The sequence below is a fragment of the Tahibacter caeni genome, from assembly GCF_024609805.1.
GTDB classification, from domain to species: Bacteria; Pseudomonadota; Gammaproteobacteria; order Xanthomonadales; family Rhodanobacteraceae; genus Tahibacter; species Tahibacter caeni.
The window spans coordinates 1-16212 of sequence record NZ_JANFVR010000090.1 but is presented as its reverse complement, the minus strand read 5'-3'; the positions used below and the strand labels follow the sequence as shown (position 1 = coordinate 16212).

10 protein-coding genes are annotated in these 16212 nt (G+C 69.3%); 9 read left to right on the top strand and 1 reads right to left on the bottom strand.

The features are described from left to right. Window positions 1-1093 precede the first annotated feature (1093 nt). The 8 genes from NON22_RS10195 to NON22_RS10160 all read left to right on the top strand — a co-directional run bounded on the left by NON22_RS10195 (window position 1094) and on the right by NON22_RS10160 (window position 13649). Window positions 1094-2611 (top strand): Cas10/Cmr2 second palm domain-containing protein, encoded by a 1518-nt coding sequence (locus NON22_RS10195; protein ID WP_257386826.1) that lies wholly within the window; start codon window positions 1094-1096, stop codon window positions 2609-2611. Then, window positions 2604-4628, top strand: a complete 2025-nt coding sequence (locus tag NON22_RS10190; RefSeq protein WP_257386825.1) for an RAMP superfamily CRISPR-associated protein — start codon at window positions 2604-2606, stop codon at window positions 4626-4628. Before NON22_RS10195 ends, NON22_RS10190 begins: the two co-directional genes overlap by 8 nt. Continuing rightward, entirely contained in the window at window positions 4625-6520 is a 1896-nt protein-coding gene (locus NON22_RS10185; RefSeq protein WP_257386824.1) for a hypothetical protein, read from the top strand. The genes NON22_RS10190 and NON22_RS10185 overlap by 4 nt, the downstream gene beginning before the upstream one ends. After that, entirely contained in the window at window positions 6520-8844 is a 2325-nt protein-coding gene (locus NON22_RS10180; RefSeq protein WP_257386823.1) for a hypothetical protein, read from the top strand. The genes NON22_RS10185 and NON22_RS10180 overlap by 1 nt, the downstream gene beginning before the upstream one ends. Next, window positions 8841-10277, top strand: coding sequence for a hypothetical protein (locus tag NON22_RS10175; protein ID WP_257386822.1), 1437 nt, complete (start codon window positions 8841-8843; stop codon window positions 10275-10277). The genes NON22_RS10180 and NON22_RS10175 overlap by 4 nt, the downstream gene beginning before the upstream one ends. Window positions 10278-10674: 397 nt before the next feature. Next, window positions 10675-11514 (top strand): CorC family transporter, encoded by an 840-nt coding sequence (locus NON22_RS10170; protein ID WP_257386821.1) that lies wholly within the window; start codon window positions 10675-10677, stop codon window positions 11512-11514. Continuing rightward, window positions 11504-12766, top strand: a complete 1263-nt coding sequence (locus NON22_RS10165) for a DUF4105 domain-containing protein (RefSeq protein ID WP_257386820.1) — start codon at window positions 11504-11506, stop codon at window positions 12764-12766. The genes NON22_RS10170 and NON22_RS10165 overlap by 11 nt, the downstream gene beginning before the upstream one ends. 100 nt (window positions 12767-12866) lie before the next feature. Next, a complete protein-coding gene (locus NON22_RS10160) occupies window positions 12867-13649 on the top strand; it encodes a substrate-binding periplasmic protein (protein WP_257386819.1) in 783 nt (260 codons plus the stop codon). A gap of 97 nt (window positions 13650-13746) precedes the next feature. On the opposite strand, the gene NON22_RS10155 is transcribed toward NON22_RS10160, so the two are convergent. After that, complete coding sequence (locus NON22_RS10155; protein ID WP_257386818.1) at window positions 13747-15792, bottom strand: putative bifunctional diguanylate cyclase/phosphodiesterase; 2046 nt, start codon at window positions 15790-15792, stop codon at window positions 13747-13749. A 104-nt stretch (window positions 15793-15896) separates the two neighbouring features. Here NON22_RS10155 and NON22_RS10150 point away from each other — a divergent pair. Continuing rightward, a partial coding sequence (locus tag NON22_RS10150; RefSeq protein ID WP_257386817.1) for a hypothetical protein occupies window positions 15897-16212 on the top strand: 316 nt, incomplete at its 3' end.

Here is a 16212-nt window from a genome sequence, read left to right as displayed (position 1 = left end):
TGTCCGCTTGCGCTTGCTCGCGTACTCCCCGTCGCCAAAGCTCATCTGGTCCATCGCGCGCGGTCCTCGTCGGGTAGTGGCACTATCTCAGCACAATGGGGCGGACTTGTTCAGACCTTCCATAGCTGCGGCCTCGTTGAAGCTCGGCCACGGCCGAAAAAATATCGCGAACGGCCTGGGTGATCCGCAGCGAATAGCTGCGGCCTCGTTGAAGCATGAGCGCGGCGTGCGTTTCCTGCGGCACGTCGTAGGTGATCCGCAGCGAATAGCTGCGGCCTCGTTGAAGCGATCTCATGCCCGCAGCGTGTGCAGGCGAGGATCTTGTGATCCGCAGCGAATAGCTGCGGCCTCGTTGAAGCGGTCACGCCGCTTTCGGCGTGACGTAGCTGTCGTCGTGATCCGCAGCAAATAGCTGCGGCCTCGTTTCCCCGCCCGATCCCGCACTTACATCCACAATTCCGACAACCCCGCAAAGGTCGCAAGCAGCGCGGCCTTGCATAGCCTTGCCGCACGCGGAAACCAATGCAACGGCCTGTTTTCGGCGAACGACAAACCAACTCGTCTGGCCTACGGATTTTGCGGCGTGATGAATTGACGTATTTCGATTTATCGGCTGCGAAAGACCGCACGACATGTTGCGAGGGAAGGCTGCCGGAGCTGGAGATTGCGGCCTTCCGCTCGGATTTATCCCACCGCCCCTGCGGCCGCCACGGTAAGCCGCGGTCCCCGCCGCGCGGCTCCGCAATGCGTCGCCATACGGATACGACCCGCAGATGCCGCCTCCGAACGCGACCAGCCCGGACCTCGGGCGCGGCGCCGGCGTCGCGCAGCCTGGCCGGGGTGAGAGGTTCCGCGCCGTCACAGCAGTCGCTTCCCAACAGCTGCACGCCACGCGGCGGTCAACGGGCCGCCGGGTGCGAGGCGCCGCTACGACAACAATCGTAATGGGGTGACCCATGTAGCATGACTGCACTGGCACAGACCCGCCGTCGGAGACAGGACGCGCGTTCCCGGCCGCGGGCGTTCGCGCCGGCGTCGACGAATACCCGCCCTGTTCCGGCCATCCCTCGCGAGGCATCACGCGGAGAAGGAAATGCCCGTCGAACCCCAACGCGTTCACATCGAGCTGCAGCGTGTGCAGACCTGGCTGTTCGCCGCGCCGCGATTGCGCGCGATGGTCGGCGCCAACACGCTGCTCGGCGAAACCCTGCGCATCGCGCTGCCGGCGCTGGCCCGCGAATCCGGGCGCGGATGGACGGCGGCGCCGAGCATGGAAGTCTGTCCCGGCGCCGATGAAGACGATCCGCTGAAGGCGTACGACGATCCCGCCGTCGATGCGAAGGCCGGCATCCTCGCTCGCGACGGGGGCCATTTCGAAGCATGGTTCTCGACCGGCGCGGACGCGTTCGCCGACGAAGCGCGGCGTCTGTTGCGGACAGGCCTGCCGGGGCTGCGTTTCCGCATTACCGTCGGCATGCTGGAGCGAAGCAGAACGCAGACGCATGTTTCCACCGAACTCCCCGTCCTCGCGCCCTGCGAGTGGACCGGACGCGGACTGGCATCCGACATCGTGGAGCAAGGCGACGACAGACCCGCCGTGTCGCTCGACGTCGCGCTCCGGCACGCGGCGGCTAGGCGTGCCGAAGACGGCCCCGCGACCGATGTTGCCAGCCTGCTCCGCACGACGACGAAGCTTGCCGCATTGCCTCGTCCCCAGGAGCTGGAGGAACTCGTCGGCGACGGCTATCTCGCGCTCATCCATGCCGACGGCAACGGCGTCGGCGCCGGCAGCGGCGCGGACAAGACCGACGGCGAACGCGCGGCGTTCTTCCATCGCAATCGCGTGCTTCTGCGCCGGGCAGTGCAGAAGGCCATCGACGCGCACTGTCCCGACGAAGGAAAGGCGCCACTGGTCCTGCTCATGCTCGGCGGGGACGACCTGTTGCTCGTGTGCCGCGCCGAAATCGCGTTGCCGTTCGTCGTCACGCTGTGCGACGCGCTTGCGTCGTTCCAGGAAAACGCGAACGGCTTCGCGCTGACGCTCGGTGTCGGCGTGGTCATCGCCAAGCACACCATCCCTATCCATCGCCTGCACGACGTCGCCGAGCAACTCGCCGGCTCGGCGAAGCGGCGCGTGCGCGGCCTTCTCGACGCCGACAAGCCGGCCTGCTCCGTCGTCGACTGGGCCGTCTACAGCACTGCATGGGTCGATGATCCCGAGGACGTGCGCCGGCGCGACTGGGTGCGCGGCACCGGCGCGGAACGGCGCGTGCTATCGCAGCGCCCCGTCGACGTACTCGGCCAGGGACTGGACACGCTGCAAGGCCTGGTCGGCCGCGCGGCGCAGCTCGAATGCGCGCCGCGCTCGCAGCTGCGCTATCTCGTCGACCAGCTTGCGCGCGGACGCGCGCTCTCCGAGCTGGCCTTTGCGGAGTTGTCCAGCGAAGCGAGGAAAGCGCTCGAAAAAGCCGGCGTAGATACGCCGTGGCCACCCGCGCAGGGCGGGCCGCGGCGCACCGCGCTGCTCGACCTCGTCGAGATCCTGGAGATCGCCCGCCTCGGGCAGCACAGTAACGTCGCGCGCACCGAGGAGAAGCCCGCCCATGGCTAAGAAATACAAGTCCGCGAAGGTGAAGCGCCCGCCGGTCGGCGGTCCGGGCCGAGCGCCCATCGCAACGTCCGGCAATGGCAACGAACGGATTCGTCGTGTGATCACGGCGGAGTTCCTCTCCGACGCGCACCCTGGCTCGGGATCCGGCGGCGGCGGCATCGACGCGCTGATCGCGCGCGACCGCCATGGCCGCCCCGTCATCTGGGCCTCGCATCTCGAAGGCGTGCTGCGCGACGCCGCGCGCCGGCTGCGGGGCGACGAAGAAGCCGAGGCGTTCTTCGGCCGCGCCGGCGGCGACTTTGCGCGCAACGACCGGCAACGCGCCGTGTTCACGTCGCTCTATGCGAAAGACGATCGCACAAGTCATATCTGGCGCTCGAGCGCCCGCGCAGCGTTCGACAACCGCGCGCCGAAGGACGACACGCTGCGCGTCGTCGAATATGTACCGAAAGGCACCCGGCTCGCCGGCGAGGTCGAGCTGCCTGCCAACGAGCTACCTGTGTTGCAGCGGCTCCTGCAGGAAGTGGACGCGCTAGGAGGCGGCCGTGCCAGCGGAGCAGGCCGGGTGAGATTCGCACTGTCGGAAACCCCGGCCACGATGCCGCAACCGGGACTTCCGGCCGGCCGCCTCGTACTCGTGCTCAAGAACCTCGACCCGCTCTGCATCACGGCGACGGCCACGCCCGGCAATCTGATTCCGAGCCTCGCCTTCGTGCCGGGACGCACCTTGCTCGGCGCCGTGGCCGCGTGGCTCATCGCCGAAGGGAATCGCGAAGCGGCTTCGCTGCTGACCTCCGGGCGCATCTCGGTCAGCGACGCGTTGCCGCTGCCGCAGGCGCCGGCGAACCTCGCCGGCGTCGCGGTCCTGCCCGCACCGCTCACGCTCCAGAGCACGAAGCCGCAAGGTGTCGCCGGCGATGTTCCCTGGTGGGCGCAGGCCCACACCGGGACGCCGCGGCTGGACGCCTGGAATACAAACCGCGAGAAGCTCAAGCGGCCTGCGGACGATCTCTTCGTCTACCGCGCGGGCCCCGGCGCGCCATGGACAGCCTTCCGCCCCCCCCGCCGCGTACGCCTTCGCAACGGACGGCCGGACCCAGCCCAGGCCGACACATCACTGTTCGCCATCGAACAGATCGCCGAGGAAACGTATTTCCTCGCCGAGCTTCGGGGCGAGCAGGAGGACATGACGAGACTCGCACAGAAACTGCGGCCGGTCCTGGAGGAGCGGCGCTGGCTGCGCGTGGGTCGCGGAGGCGCGCCTGTCGCGGTGGCGCAGCTGGCCTGGTCCGCTGCTCCAACAGCGGAGAAGACCGGCGACCGGGCACTGCTGACGCTCACCGCCGACCTGCTCGTTCGCGACGAACACCTGCGCTGGCGCACTGTGCTCGACCACGCCGCGCTGCAAGCGCTGGTCGGCGGCGACATCCGGCTCGGCAGATCATTGCAGGACAGCGTGATGGTGCATGGCTTCAACGGCACCTCGCGGCTGTGGCGCATGCCGGCGGCGGCGATCCGGCGCGGCTCCGTCTTCGAAATCTCGGGACCAGGCGTCGCCGCGCTCGCGGCGCGCGCGGCACAAGGGCGCTGGCTCGGCGAACGCATACACGAAGGCTTCGGGCGATTCCGGCTCGACACGACGCTGCCCGGCGCGGCCGGCGAGGCAGGCGCATCCGCTGCGCTCGCACCGCCCGCCGACGCCGGCGAAGAGACCGCCGCTGCGACCACGTGCGATTGGTTCGCAGGCCACAGGACGCTCGCCAACGCCGGAGGAAGCGGCGACCGCAAGCCCAGCCTTTCGCAATGGCTGGACCTTGTGACCGAGCTCGACCGCAACGGCACGAACGCGCTCGAAAGCCGAATCAATCCGACGACGGCGGGCGGCCGGAGCTGGGGACATGCCGACGCGAACGCGATCCTGCTGAAGCTCGCCGCACTCCCGACCACGCAGCGTGCTGCGCATGCGCGCCTATTCGTCCGCTGGCTGCGTGCCGAAATGCGCAAGGAGGCCAAATGATCACGAAGCTGACGCTCTTCACCGCCACGCTGGTGCAGGATTCCGCGCTCTCGGTCTCGGGCCTGGATCGGGAAACCAGCGCCGACCAGGCGTTCACGCTCGTCGACGGCGTGCCGACGCTGGTCGGACGAGGACTCAAAGGGGCGGCCGTCGCGATGGCGAAGCGCTGCTTCGATCCGCTGCCGCGCGCCATCAGCGACGACATCAGGCATGGCGCGCTGCGCCGCTCCGCCTGGGAGTTCGTCGACGCCGTCACGGACGGCGCTCCCCGCCTACGCGCCGGCGTCGGCATTCGCCAGAAGACGAGCGCGCGCGCGGAACGCGTGCTTTACGACCGCGAGGTCATCCCTGCCGGCACGAAATGGCAAGTCAGCTTCCGCGTCGACTGGTCGCATGTCCGAAGCGATGACGAAGGCCGTGAGGCGGAAGGCATTCTCGGCTACGTCCTGGCCGAGCACTGGGCCAAGGGGCGCTGCTGGCTCGGCGGCGGTGCCGCGCGCGGGCTCGGCTGGTGTCACCTCGAGGATCTAAAAGCGCATCGCCTCGACGCGGCGAGCTACGAGTCGTGGGTGAAATCCGGGCGCATCCTGCTGCCGGCCGCGCTTGGCGACGTGCCGGTCGTCGAACCGACGCGCTCGTGGTGCTTTCGCACGCTCGACCTCGACATCGCGTTCGGCGAATACACGCCGGAGAGCGACGAGCCTGCCTGGGGCCTGGACATGTTCGCCGTGGGGCCGCACGACGCCGAGCGCACCGTGCAGCCGGCCGGCGACGGCCAGTGGGCCGCGCCGGCCTGGGCGACGGACGCGAAGAAGCCCGCGGAGTTCAGCACCGACCGCGCGCTGCTGATGGACGGCGGTCATCCGCTGCTGCCGGGCGCGAGCCTACGCGGCCCGTTGCGCCATGCGTTCTCCCGCGCCGAACGCGCGGCGGGCCGCCCTGTCGCCGACCCAAACTTCAAGCAGGAGGATGTCGGCGCCGACGATGTCGCGGGCCAGGCCTTCGGCACGGTGAGTGCGAGCAGCCGCATTCTGATCCGCGACGCACGTGCGGAGAAGGACTGGGTGGCCGCGAAACTGCACATGCATGCCGAGGACGAGTTCTCGGCCAGTTCCTACCGCAACGCCAAGCGTGATGCCGTGCGCCTGCTCCGGGGAGTATTTCCCGTGCGCATCGCGATCGAAGCCGAAACGCCCGAAGCCGCCGATCGTCTGGCCAGGCTTGTGGATCGCCAGGTCGCACTCGGCGCACTCGGCCATCTGCCCGTCGGCGGCCACAAGACGCGCGGCGCCGGCTGGGGAGTCTGGCGGGCCAAGCCCTGGGCTGTCGACGATGTCGGCAAAGTGCGGGACTGGAAACCGCCGAGCGAGCCCACTGCCGAACCGCCGGGCAGAAAACACCCGACGCCGCGCTTCATCGAACGCTCCGCCCAAGCCGATGCCTGGGTGCGGACGGAATACGGCGCACTGGGCACCACGGCGATCACGCTCGGCGAGGCCTCGGCACTCGCCAGGGCGGCGCTCGGCGGCGACCTCGTCGCGTGGTGGTGCGATCCGACGATCGACCTTGCCTTGGCCTCGCCGCCCGCGACATTCGGGCGCGACTGGCCGCAGGACGGCGACGCGCTCCAGGTCGACGAGGTCGCGTTCTATGCCGCGCATGCAGTCTGGCGCGCCGCGCGCACGTCGGGAGGTGCGCGCTTCGTGCGCATCGAGGAAGTTCCCGAGCACGAGGACGGCGCCACGCGGACGAGTGTGGTCCATACGCCGGCGCGCCTGCATGGCTTCTCGCGCTTCTCCTCGGCGAACACCGGAGACGGCAACGTGCTGCTGCGCGAGTGGCACGTCGGCGACGAGATGCTCGGCTTCACCCTCACCAAGGAGCAGCGCTGATGCCCGGCAAACCCGACAAGACCCATCGCATCCGCGTACGCACTCTCGACGGCAAGCCACGCGACCAGGGAGCGCTCAACAAGCTGAAGAGCAATCAGCTCGGCATGCCGCATCTGGACCTCGTCGGCACCACCATCGCTCACGAGTTCGTCATCTGCGCGACCAAGGAGACGCACATCGCGCAGGTACGCGACAAACTCGGCGCCGCCGGGCTCGAAGCGCTTCCTGACGGCGACACGGCCATCGCCGCGAGTGCGGCGCCCATACCAGCGCCCGCGCTACAGAACCGGCAAGGCGGCTTCCCGCAACGTGGAAATCCGCTGCGCGGCAGCGGCCCGTCGCGTGCGCAGGGCACCCGTGCGGCTGCGTCCTCCGGCAGACAGCCCCTGCCCGGCAAGCCTTATCGCTTCGTCGCGCTTCCCCGGGAACTGGCGAGCGCCCCGCCGATCTGGCATGACGGCACGAGCAGCGCGGGCCGCTTGTCCGGCGAGATCCGCTTCGAACTCGAGACGTTGACGCCGCTGCTCGTCGGCTGGGAACGGGGCCTGGCGGGCAGTGCTGACGGCGACTGGCCGCTGCCCCCGACGATCGGCGGCGCCGGACCGCTTGCCGCCAACAAGTCGGTGCTCTGCCCGCTGCGCGCTCCCTGGGGGGAACGCCCCGTCGTCATTCCCGGCGACACGCTCAAGGGCCTGCTGCGCCACGAGCTGGGCGCCCTGCTCGGCGCGCCGATGGAGCGCGTCGCCGAGCGGTCGTACTCGTATCGCCCTAACGCCGTTTACCCGATCGAGCCGGCGGGACGAGTCCTGGTCCCCCGACTGGCACGCGTTCCCGAGGACAGTGTCGAGGAGAGGTTGCTCTCCGGCGAGCACCACATTCGCGTGCCCACGCGCCTGGAGCTGTTCCCTGCCGAGCTGCAGTACAACAAGAAAGCCCGCAAGTTCGACTACAGCTTCGACGAGGGCAGCGGCGCCCCGTACCACGGCGGGCAAGGCGCCGGGCAACGGCTCAATTCGAAATTGAGAGTGCATAAATCGCTGACGCTTCTTCGCAAAGCGCAGACCGAAATCGCCGCTGTTCCGCCGATGGCGCAAGAAGGTTATCTGCAGACCGTCCGGCACCTCATCGACCTTGAACATGGCCACTTTTCCACGCGACACCCGGACATCCCCGGTACGATCACCGGCGAAACGGTGCGGGACCGCATCCTCGCTGCAGCGCAAACCGTAGTGTTCCAACCCGGCGATCTCGTCTGGGTGGAGTGGGACACCGAAAATCAGTGCATCGTCTCGCTGGGCTGGCACTACTACTACCGCTGGGCCTATACCGACTCGGTTCGCGGCCGCCGGCAGGGAACACGTGGCCGCAAGGAAGGCGGCTACGAGCGGTACGGGCTTTTTCCCCTGGACGACGAACTCGCGCAGGATACCGAGGGCGCGCCGAGAGCGCTGTCGGCGGTGCGCCGGCTTTTCGGCTACACCGGCGACAACGAGGGAAGCGCGGGCATCGGCAAGGACGATCACACACAGCTCATGGGGCGCATCTCGGTCAACGCGGCGCTGGAGATCGTCGGCGACGCAAAAAACGATGAGCAGCGTTTCCTTCCGCCGACATTCCTGCGCGAGCTCGGCATGCCGCGGCCGAGCGCCGTCGAGTTTTACCTGAAGCAGCCCTATCAACCGCAGCCGCGCCCCGCCGACATGGCGGCTCTCGTGACCTACGGCGACGCCGCGGGCTACGACGAACCCGGCGAGCTGGCCGGCCGCAAGTTCTACCTCGACCGGCGCGACGCCTATGCCGCGGAGCCGTGGAAGGACGACTCGCCGGAAAACCGCTGCAACGAGCGCAGCACGCTGGCGCTGGAGGCCTCACGTCCGCAGCGCAAATTCCGCTTCACGGCTCGCTTCCGCGACCTCGATGCCGCCGAACTCGCGGCGACGCTGGTCGCGCTGTGCCCTCATCAGTTCCGCGAGGTGCTGGGCGGCGCTCACGCAGACGGCTATTGCTCCAAGCTCGGCTACGCGCGGCCGCTGGGCTGGGGCAGCGTGCGCATCGAGGCCAAGGCGCTGCTGCTGCTCGACGACGCCGGCGCCACGCCTCGGCTGAAACCAGAAGCCGGCCTCGAACAATGGGTCGGGAAGAACTGGCATGCCACTTCCACCCAGGCGGAGTGGCTCGATGTGCACGGCCGCCAGCATCCCGATGCCGCGGACTACCCGAAAGCCAAAGATCGCGACGGGAACGAGAACATCTACACCTTCCACACGACGCTGCGCGGCGAACACTCGCGCAGCCGCCGCTATCGCAATGGAGGCGATCAATGACGACGTTGCTCGTCTTGACCACGGGCCGGACCGACGTGCAACTCGTCGCCGACGCAGCGCGACAAGAACTCGACTACGGCACCTTCGGCGAACTGTACGACCGGATCACCCAGTGCGCGTGGAGCATCGTCGATGCGCCGCAGACTAAGCTGGACAAGTGCGCGCGGGAACTCCCGCGCGACGATCTCGCGGTTTGCACGCCCAAGCTCGACGCCGTGCTGAAAAAACTCGATGGAACGCCGATCGCGGCTGCACTGATCCTGGAGACGCATCGGACGACGGGCCGCGATCCTCGTTTCGCCGGCGCGGTGCTGGCGCGGCGGTGCGAGGAGCGCGGCATCGCAGTTCGACGTTGCGCTTTCCTCGAAGGCGCCGAGACGCTCGAAGATCGTGCTGTCGAAGCGGACGCCGTCATTCGGCGAACGGTCGTCGACCGGCTCGCGCGCGCCATCGCCGGCGCGATGGAGGCGACCAAACCGTCTCTGGTCGTCGTCGCCGCAACCGGCGGCCTTCCGGAGGCCAACGAGGTCATCGTGGCGCTGGTTCGGCTCCAAGCCCCTAGCCGGACGCAAGTGACCTCGCTCAAAGTCCCGGACGGCGCGCACAGCGGCGGCGGCGACCGGGCCGTCGAGGAACGGTTTCATCCCGCGGCGGGATATCGGGCGCGACGGCGCGCGCTGTCGCTCATCGAGAAGGGCAACCTGCTGGGCGCCTGGGGCGCCGTCAGCCATCTCGAGAACGAGCGCGAACAGGAGTGGACGCAGGTCGTCCGGTGGCTCGCCCGCTTCGCTTCGTCGCAGCCGAACCCGGACTGCGAACTCGCCGTGCTGCGCCACCCGCGCATGGCGGTGCGCGCCGCGCTTCGCGTCGAACTCGCCCTCCGCGCCGGCGATATTCCGAGAGCCGTTCACGGCACCGTGGCGTTCTTCGAAACGGCTTTCTGGGACTGGATCAGGCAACGCGATTTCCGTCGCGACGATGGCGCATTCGGCGATGCCGGCAATGGCTTCACGTTCGCCTCTCCGCTGCAAGGAGAGAGAAAGGCGCGGTTCAGGAAACCGAACGAGAAAGAGAGAGAAAAAAAGGGAAACGTCTGGTTCGTCAACGACTTCGCGACTGGTCTCGAGGCCTGGTTGCCCGTTCTCGACAAGCCGGCGCTGCAAAGGCTGTGGGACGCGCTGAAAGACGACATTCGCTCACTGCGCAACGATGTAGCCCACAATGAGCCCACACCCGAACTCATGACCGACGCCCGCCGCCGCATGCAGGCATCCTCGCTCTGGTCAGCAGGTGATACGTTTCTGAGCCAGTCCCTGATCGGCGACGTGCTGATCGAACTCGGCGTATCCGAACCGAGCGCGCTGCTGGAACGCCTGCAGACCGAGGTCCGGCGCCGGCTCGTCGCCACGGCCGCCGCTGCGACGCCGGGATGAGCCGCTCCCTGCGCGACCAGCGCGAGCGTTCTCCGGCATGCGACCGGGTACGCCCGAACGTCGGCGGTTCGCGGCGCACGGCGGCCGCGCGGCTCGCGTAGCGCGTGAGTCTCCGCCGTCCGGCCTCGCGAGCACCGCCTTCGCGAGGCCTTCGACATCGCTGCCGGAACCGGGAAGGCGACGGGTGCCGCTATATGCGGAATCTGAAGTGGTCAATCCGCCCACAGTCGCGGCGGCCGACGCCTCGCCCACCCATGACCTCGAAAGTTTTTCTTTTTCATCAATCGATTGCATGCGCAGCGCCGGTCTCGCCGCGCCCGAACCCCTTGCAACAGCAACGCATCGACGCTCTGCTAAACTCGGCCTCCCGCCCCTTCCGGGCAAGTTGCCGCGACTAATGAGCGAGGACCACCCTAGTACCACCGCCCACCGTTCCTGGTTCGATCGTCTGAGCCAGGCACTGTCGGGCGAACCGCGCAACATCGAGGAGCTGCTCGAGGAACTGCGCCAGGCGCAGGCCAACGGCCTGCTCTCCAACGACACCCTGTCCATGGTCGAGGGCGCGATCGAGGTCAACGACCTCACCGTCGCCGACGTCATGGTGCCGCGCGGCCAGGTCGTCAGCCTCGCGGCGAACGCGCCGTTCAAGGACAACCTCGCGATCGTCATCGAATCGGGCCATTCGCGCTTCCCGGTGCACGGCGACGAAAAGGACGAGATTCTCGGCATCCTGCTGGCCAAGGACCTGCTGCGCTGCCTGGCCGAAGGCGTCACGGCCGACATACGCCTGCTGCTGCGTCCGGTCGCGCTGATTCCGGCGTCCAAGAAGCTCAACATCCTGCTCAAGGAATTCCGTCTCTCGCACAACCACATGGCCATCGTCGTCGACGAGTACGGCGGCGTCGCCGGTCTCATCACGATCGAGGACGTGCTCGAGCAGATCGTCGGCGACATCGACGACGAGCACGACGACGACTACGACGAATCGCGCCAGATGACCGAGCTCGACGGCCATTGGCTCGTCAACGCGCTGACGCCGATCGCCGAGTTCAACGAACGCTTCGGCAGCAACTTTCTCGACGAGGAGTTCGACACGGTCGGCGGCATGATCACGGCCGAGTTCGGCCACCTGCCTGAAACCGGCGAGGAAATCTCGCTCGGCGGCTTCGACTTCCACGTCAGCAAGGCCGACGATCGCCGCGTCCACCAGTTCACCGTGCGCGTGCATGCGAACTGAGGCACCGCAGCGCTGGCCGGCGCTACTGGCCGCGCTGCTCTGGCTGCTGTTCGCCGCGGCCGCGCAGGCGTCGGCCGGCGGCGACGAACCCGGCAGCGAGCTGCAGATCTCGCTGCTGACCTTCGGTCCCGGCGAGATCTACTGGGAACGCTTCGGCCACAACGCGATCGCGATCCGCGACCGGCGCAGCGGCGAGGCGGTCAGCTACAACTACGGCATCTTCGATTTCGAGGAAGAGTCGTTCTTCCTGAACTTCCTGCGCGGCCGCATGCGCTACACGATCGAGGCCACATCGCTGCAGCGCGACCTGGCCTGGTATCGCGAGGAAGGTCGCGCCGTGCTCGAACAGGAGCTGCAGCTGACGCCGGCGCAGCGCCTCGCGCTGCGGGATTTCCTCGAATGGAACCTGCGTCCCGAGAACGCGAAGTACGACTACGAGTACTTCACGTCGAACTGCTCGACCAAAGTGCGCGACGCGCTCGACCGCGTGCTCGGCGGCGCGATACGCCGCAGCCTCGAGACGCGCTCGCGCGGCTACACCTACCGCCTGCAGGCCGACCGCCTGCTCGCGCCGATTCCCGAACTGATGCTGCCGATGGACCTGGGCCTGGGGCCGTATGCCGACCGGCGCCTGTCGTTCTGGGACGAGAGCTTCCTTCCGGCGGAATTCGCCCGTCACATTGCCCAGGTCCAGGTCGACGGCGCCGACGGCAAGCCGCAACCGCTGGTCGGCGCGACGCGCGTGCTCGGTACGACCAACGCGGCGCTGGCCGCGGCCGAGCAGTCCTGGCTGCGCAAGCACGGGCCGTATCCGATCGGCTACGCGACGCCGGTCGCCGCGGTCAGCATCGCACTGAGCCTGCTGCTGTTCGCGCTCGCGCGCTCGCCGCGGCCGCGCGCGGCGCTGGCGTTCGCGCTGCTCGGCGGCGGCTTCGCGCTCGCCGCCGGCCTGGCCGGGCTCGTGCTCGCCGCGCTCTGGCTGCTGACCGGCCACGTATCGGCCTGGCGCAATGCCAACCTGCTGCTGCTCGATCCGCTGCTGCTTCTGCTGCTGCCGGCGCTCTGGCGCGCGCGCCGGAGCGACTGGCGCAGCGGCCGCGCCACGCGCCTGCTGGCCGGCGCCGTGCTCGCGCTCGCGCTGCTCGCGCTCGTGGTCAAGGTGCTGCCCTGGTTCGTGCAGAACAACGCGGTCTGGATCGCGCTGCTGCTGCCGCCGCATCTCGTGCTGGGCTGGCGCTTGCTGAAACGCTGAGCCGGATCGGCCACGCCCCGATCCGGCCCGTACGCCGGCACAAACCCGGCCAACGCAGAAAAAGCCCGAATTTCCATTTGCCGGGGGCTAGAATCGGCCGATGCGCGCTTTAGTCCTGTTTGCCGCCCTGCTCCCGCTGCTGGCGTCCGCATCCGACGCGACGACGCCGGAGCCGCTGCGCGTGCGGCTGGCCACCCTGGAATGGCCGCCGTACGTCGGCGCGGAACTGCCGGGCCAGGGCTATGCGGCCGAAGTCGTGCGCGCGGCCTGCGCGCGCCGCGGCGTGGAGGTGCAGTTCGACCTGATGCCCTGGGCGCGCGCGCTGATGCTGGGCCTGCGCGGCGACTACGCCGGCGTCATGCCCGAATACCGCAATACGCGGCGCGAGGCGGAATTCGCGTTCTCGGCCTCGTTTCCGGGCGGTCCGATCGGCCTGTACCGGCGCCGCGGCGCGCGCATCGACTATGCGGTCGACCCGCTCGCGGATCTCGACGGCGCGCTGCGCAGCATCGCGCAATACCGCATCGGCATCGTGCGCGATTACATCAACAATCCGACCTTCGACCGCGCCGACTACCTCACGCGCGAGGAAGCCGTGAGCGACCGCGTGAACCTGCGCAAGCTCGCCCACGGCCGAGTCGATCTCGCCTTCGCCGACCGCTGGGTCGCCGAATACGTGCTGCGCACCGATCCGCTGCTGCGCGGCGTCGAGCTCGAGATGCTGCAGCCGCCGATCGAGGAGCCGGCGTTGCACGTGGCCTGGTCGCGCCAGTCCGATAGCGCCGCCGCCGCGCGGCCGGCCTGCGACGAAGGCCTGGCCGAGCTGCTCGGCGACGGCACGATCGCCGAACTGCGCAAGCGGCACGGGCTGCTGTCGCCGTGAGCGGCCGGCACTGACGACTGCCGCAGCGGGCGACGCGCGTCGCTGCAACCGCCGCGCTGGAGAGAAACCCCTCACCCGCCCCGGCGCCGACCCGGCCTCAGGCACGCGAGCGCCCTTCGGCGGCCGCGCCGCTGCGCGTGCGTGCATAACTCAGCGCCTCGCTCTCGTGCAGGCCGCAGCCGAACAGCATGCCCTGCAGCAGGTCGCAGCCGATGTCTTCGAGGAAGCGGCGCTGGCCCGGCGTCTCCACACCTTCGGCGGCGACCTGCAGGCCGAGGCTGTGGCCCAGGCCTACGATGGCCCGGACTATGGTCGCGTCGCTGAGATCGGTCAGCACGTCGCGCACGAAGCTCATGTCGATCTTGAGCTTGGTGACCGGCAGCTCCTTCAGATAGCCCAGCGACGCATGGCCGGTGCCGAAGTCGTCGATCGCGATGCCGACGCCGAGCGCGCGCAGCCGGCCCAGCGACGCAGCCGCGTACTTGATGTTGTCGACGATCGCGGTCTCGGTGATTTCGAGCTCCAGCGACGAACCCGGCAGCGCGTGGGCTTCGAGCACCGCGGCGACGCGCTCGTGCAGATTGCGCTCGCGCAGCTGCGCGCCGGAGACGTTGATCGAGATCGGCCGCGCCTGGCCGGCGCCGCGCCAGGCCACGGCGCGCGCGCAGGCCTGCTGCAGCACCCATTCGCCGAGCGCCTGGATCGTGCCGTTCTCCTCGGCCAGGCGGATGAAACTGCCGGGCCGCAGCAGGCCGAACTGCGGATGGTGCCAGCGCAGCAGCGCCTCGAAGCCGTGCACGCGGCCGTTGCCGGCGGTGACGAGCGGGTCGAACACGAGCTCGAGTTCGTCGCCGACCGCGCGGCGGCGCAGATCCTTGCTCAGGCGCCGGCGCGTGGCCGATTCGTCGTCGCGCGCGGCGTCGAAGAACATCGCGCCGCGCGAGCCGTCGCCCTTGGCCTGGGCCAGCGCCGACTCGGCGTTCTGCAGCAGGCTCTCGGCGCTGTCGGCGTCGTCCGGATACAGCGCGCTGCCGGCGCGCACGTCGAGCGCGAACTGTCCGGCCGGCAGCTCGACCGGACGCGCGAGTCCGGCGCGGACCTGTTCGAGCAGCTGCTGCACGGCCGTGCGCGAGGCGCCCTCGTGCAGCAGCAGCGCGAACTTGTCCTCGACCACGCGCGCGGCGAACGCGCCGTCGATCGCGTCGAGGCGGCGCGCGAACTCGTGCAGCACGTCGTCGCCGACGGCGCGGCCGTAGGTCTCGTTGATCGCGCGCAGGTTGCACAGGTCGACCAGCAGCAGCGCGCGCGGACCGGCCGTCGCGACCGCATGGCCGACGCGGGTCAGCAGCAGCTGGCGGTTCGGCAGCCCGGTCAGGTCGTCGAACTGCTGCAGATAGCTCGCGCGCGCCTCGGCTTCGGCGCGGCGCGCGAAGCTCTCGCGCATGCCGGCCAGCAGCTGGTTCACGGCGCGCGCGAGGCGGCCGAGCTCGTCGTGCTCGTGGTTCTCGGGCACCTTGACCGACACAGTCTCCGGCGACAGCGCGTCGCTGTCGGCGAGCTCGCCGGCCAGCCGCTCCAGCGGCGCGGTCAGGATGCGGTTGACCACGCCGAGCAGCACGAGGCCGAGCAGCGCGGCCCAGGCCAGGCCGAGGCTGAAGACCAGCGCCGTGCGCGCGAGAAACTCGCGTCCGTGCACGTAGGTGTCGATGCCGATGCGCAGCTCGCCGAGCGGCTCGCCGTTGCGCGGATCGGCCAGCACTTCGCGATAGTCGCGCTGCGCGCCGAACAGGCGGTCGCTGAGGCCGCGCCAGGCGCTGCGCTGCAGCGCCGTCTCGCGCTGGGCCAGCACGGTCGCCGGCAGCATGCGGATTTCCGCGCGATAGACGCCCGGATACGCCGCGAGCCCTTCGAGCACCTGGCCGGCGAGCTCGCTGTCGATCTCGTAGACCGCTTCGCTCGCCGCGCGCTTGAGCGTCGTCAACGCCTGCTGGCCGGTGCGGTCGAGCTCCTTGCTGTTGCTGCGCGCGTCGGCGAGCACCTGCACCAGCGCCAGCGCACCGCCGATCAGCAAGGTGCTCGCGAGCACGATGCGCGTCAGGCGCGTACTCAGACGATCTCGGCGCGGCGGGCGTTCGAGTTCCACGCGGGCAACCTGAGGGGGCGGGCAGCCGAGTGTAGCCGAGTCGCGCAGCGGATCACCGGCGCGCGCTTGCGTTAGGCTGCGTCTTTCCGCCGCCGGCCGTGCCGATGCGATCGCCCGAACCGTCGCGTGTCAATTATCCCGTGCTGCTCTGCGTCGTCGCCGTGCACGTCGCCTTGTTCGCCTGGGCCCTGCAGCCGCCGCGCGCGCACGAAACGGTGCCGTCGCGCCGTGCAGCCGCGACGACGGCGAGCGCGCCGGCGCCATCCGCCGCGAGCACGCCGCCGCGCGCCGGCGACGAGGAGGATGACGCCGCGAACGACGCGCCGGACGACGATCCGCGCCGCGCATTCACCCCGCAGCAGTGGCGCCGCAATCATGCCGCCGCGGCGCAGGCCCAGGACCGGCGCCGCTACGGCGTAC

Excerpts from the sequence above, each read along its gene's own strand:
- NON22_RS10180 (WP_257386823.1), top strand. The coding sequence starts at position 6,520 with ATGCCCGGCAAACCCGACAAGACCCATCGCATCCGCGTACGCACTCTC.
- NON22_RS10190 (WP_257386825.1), top strand. The coding sequence starts at position 2,604 with ATGGCTAAGAAATACAAGTCCGCGAAGGTGAAGCGCCCGCCGGTCGGC.
- NON22_RS10160 (WP_257386819.1), top strand. The coding sequence starts at position 12,867 with ATGCGCGCTTTAGTCCTGTTTGCCGCCCTGCTCCCGCTGCTGGCGTCC.
- NON22_RS10185 (WP_257386824.1), top strand. The coding sequence starts at position 4,625 with ATGATCACGAAGCTGACGCTCTTCACCGCCACGCTGGTGCAGGATTCC.
- NON22_RS10170 (WP_257386821.1), top strand. The coding sequence starts at position 10,675 with ATGAGCGAGGACCACCCTAGTACCACCGCCCACCGTTCCTGGTTCGAT.
- NON22_RS10175 (WP_257386822.1), top strand. The coding sequence starts at position 8,841 with ATGACGACGTTGCTCGTCTTGACCACGGGCCGGACCGACGTGCAACTC.
- NON22_RS10195 (WP_257386826.1), top strand. The coding sequence starts at position 1,094 with ATGCCCGTCGAACCCCAACGCGTTCACATCGAGCTGCAGCGTGTGCAG.
- NON22_RS10165 (WP_257386820.1), top strand. The coding sequence starts at position 11,504 with ATGCGAACTGAGGCACCGCAGCGCTGGCCGGCGCTACTGGCCGCGCTG.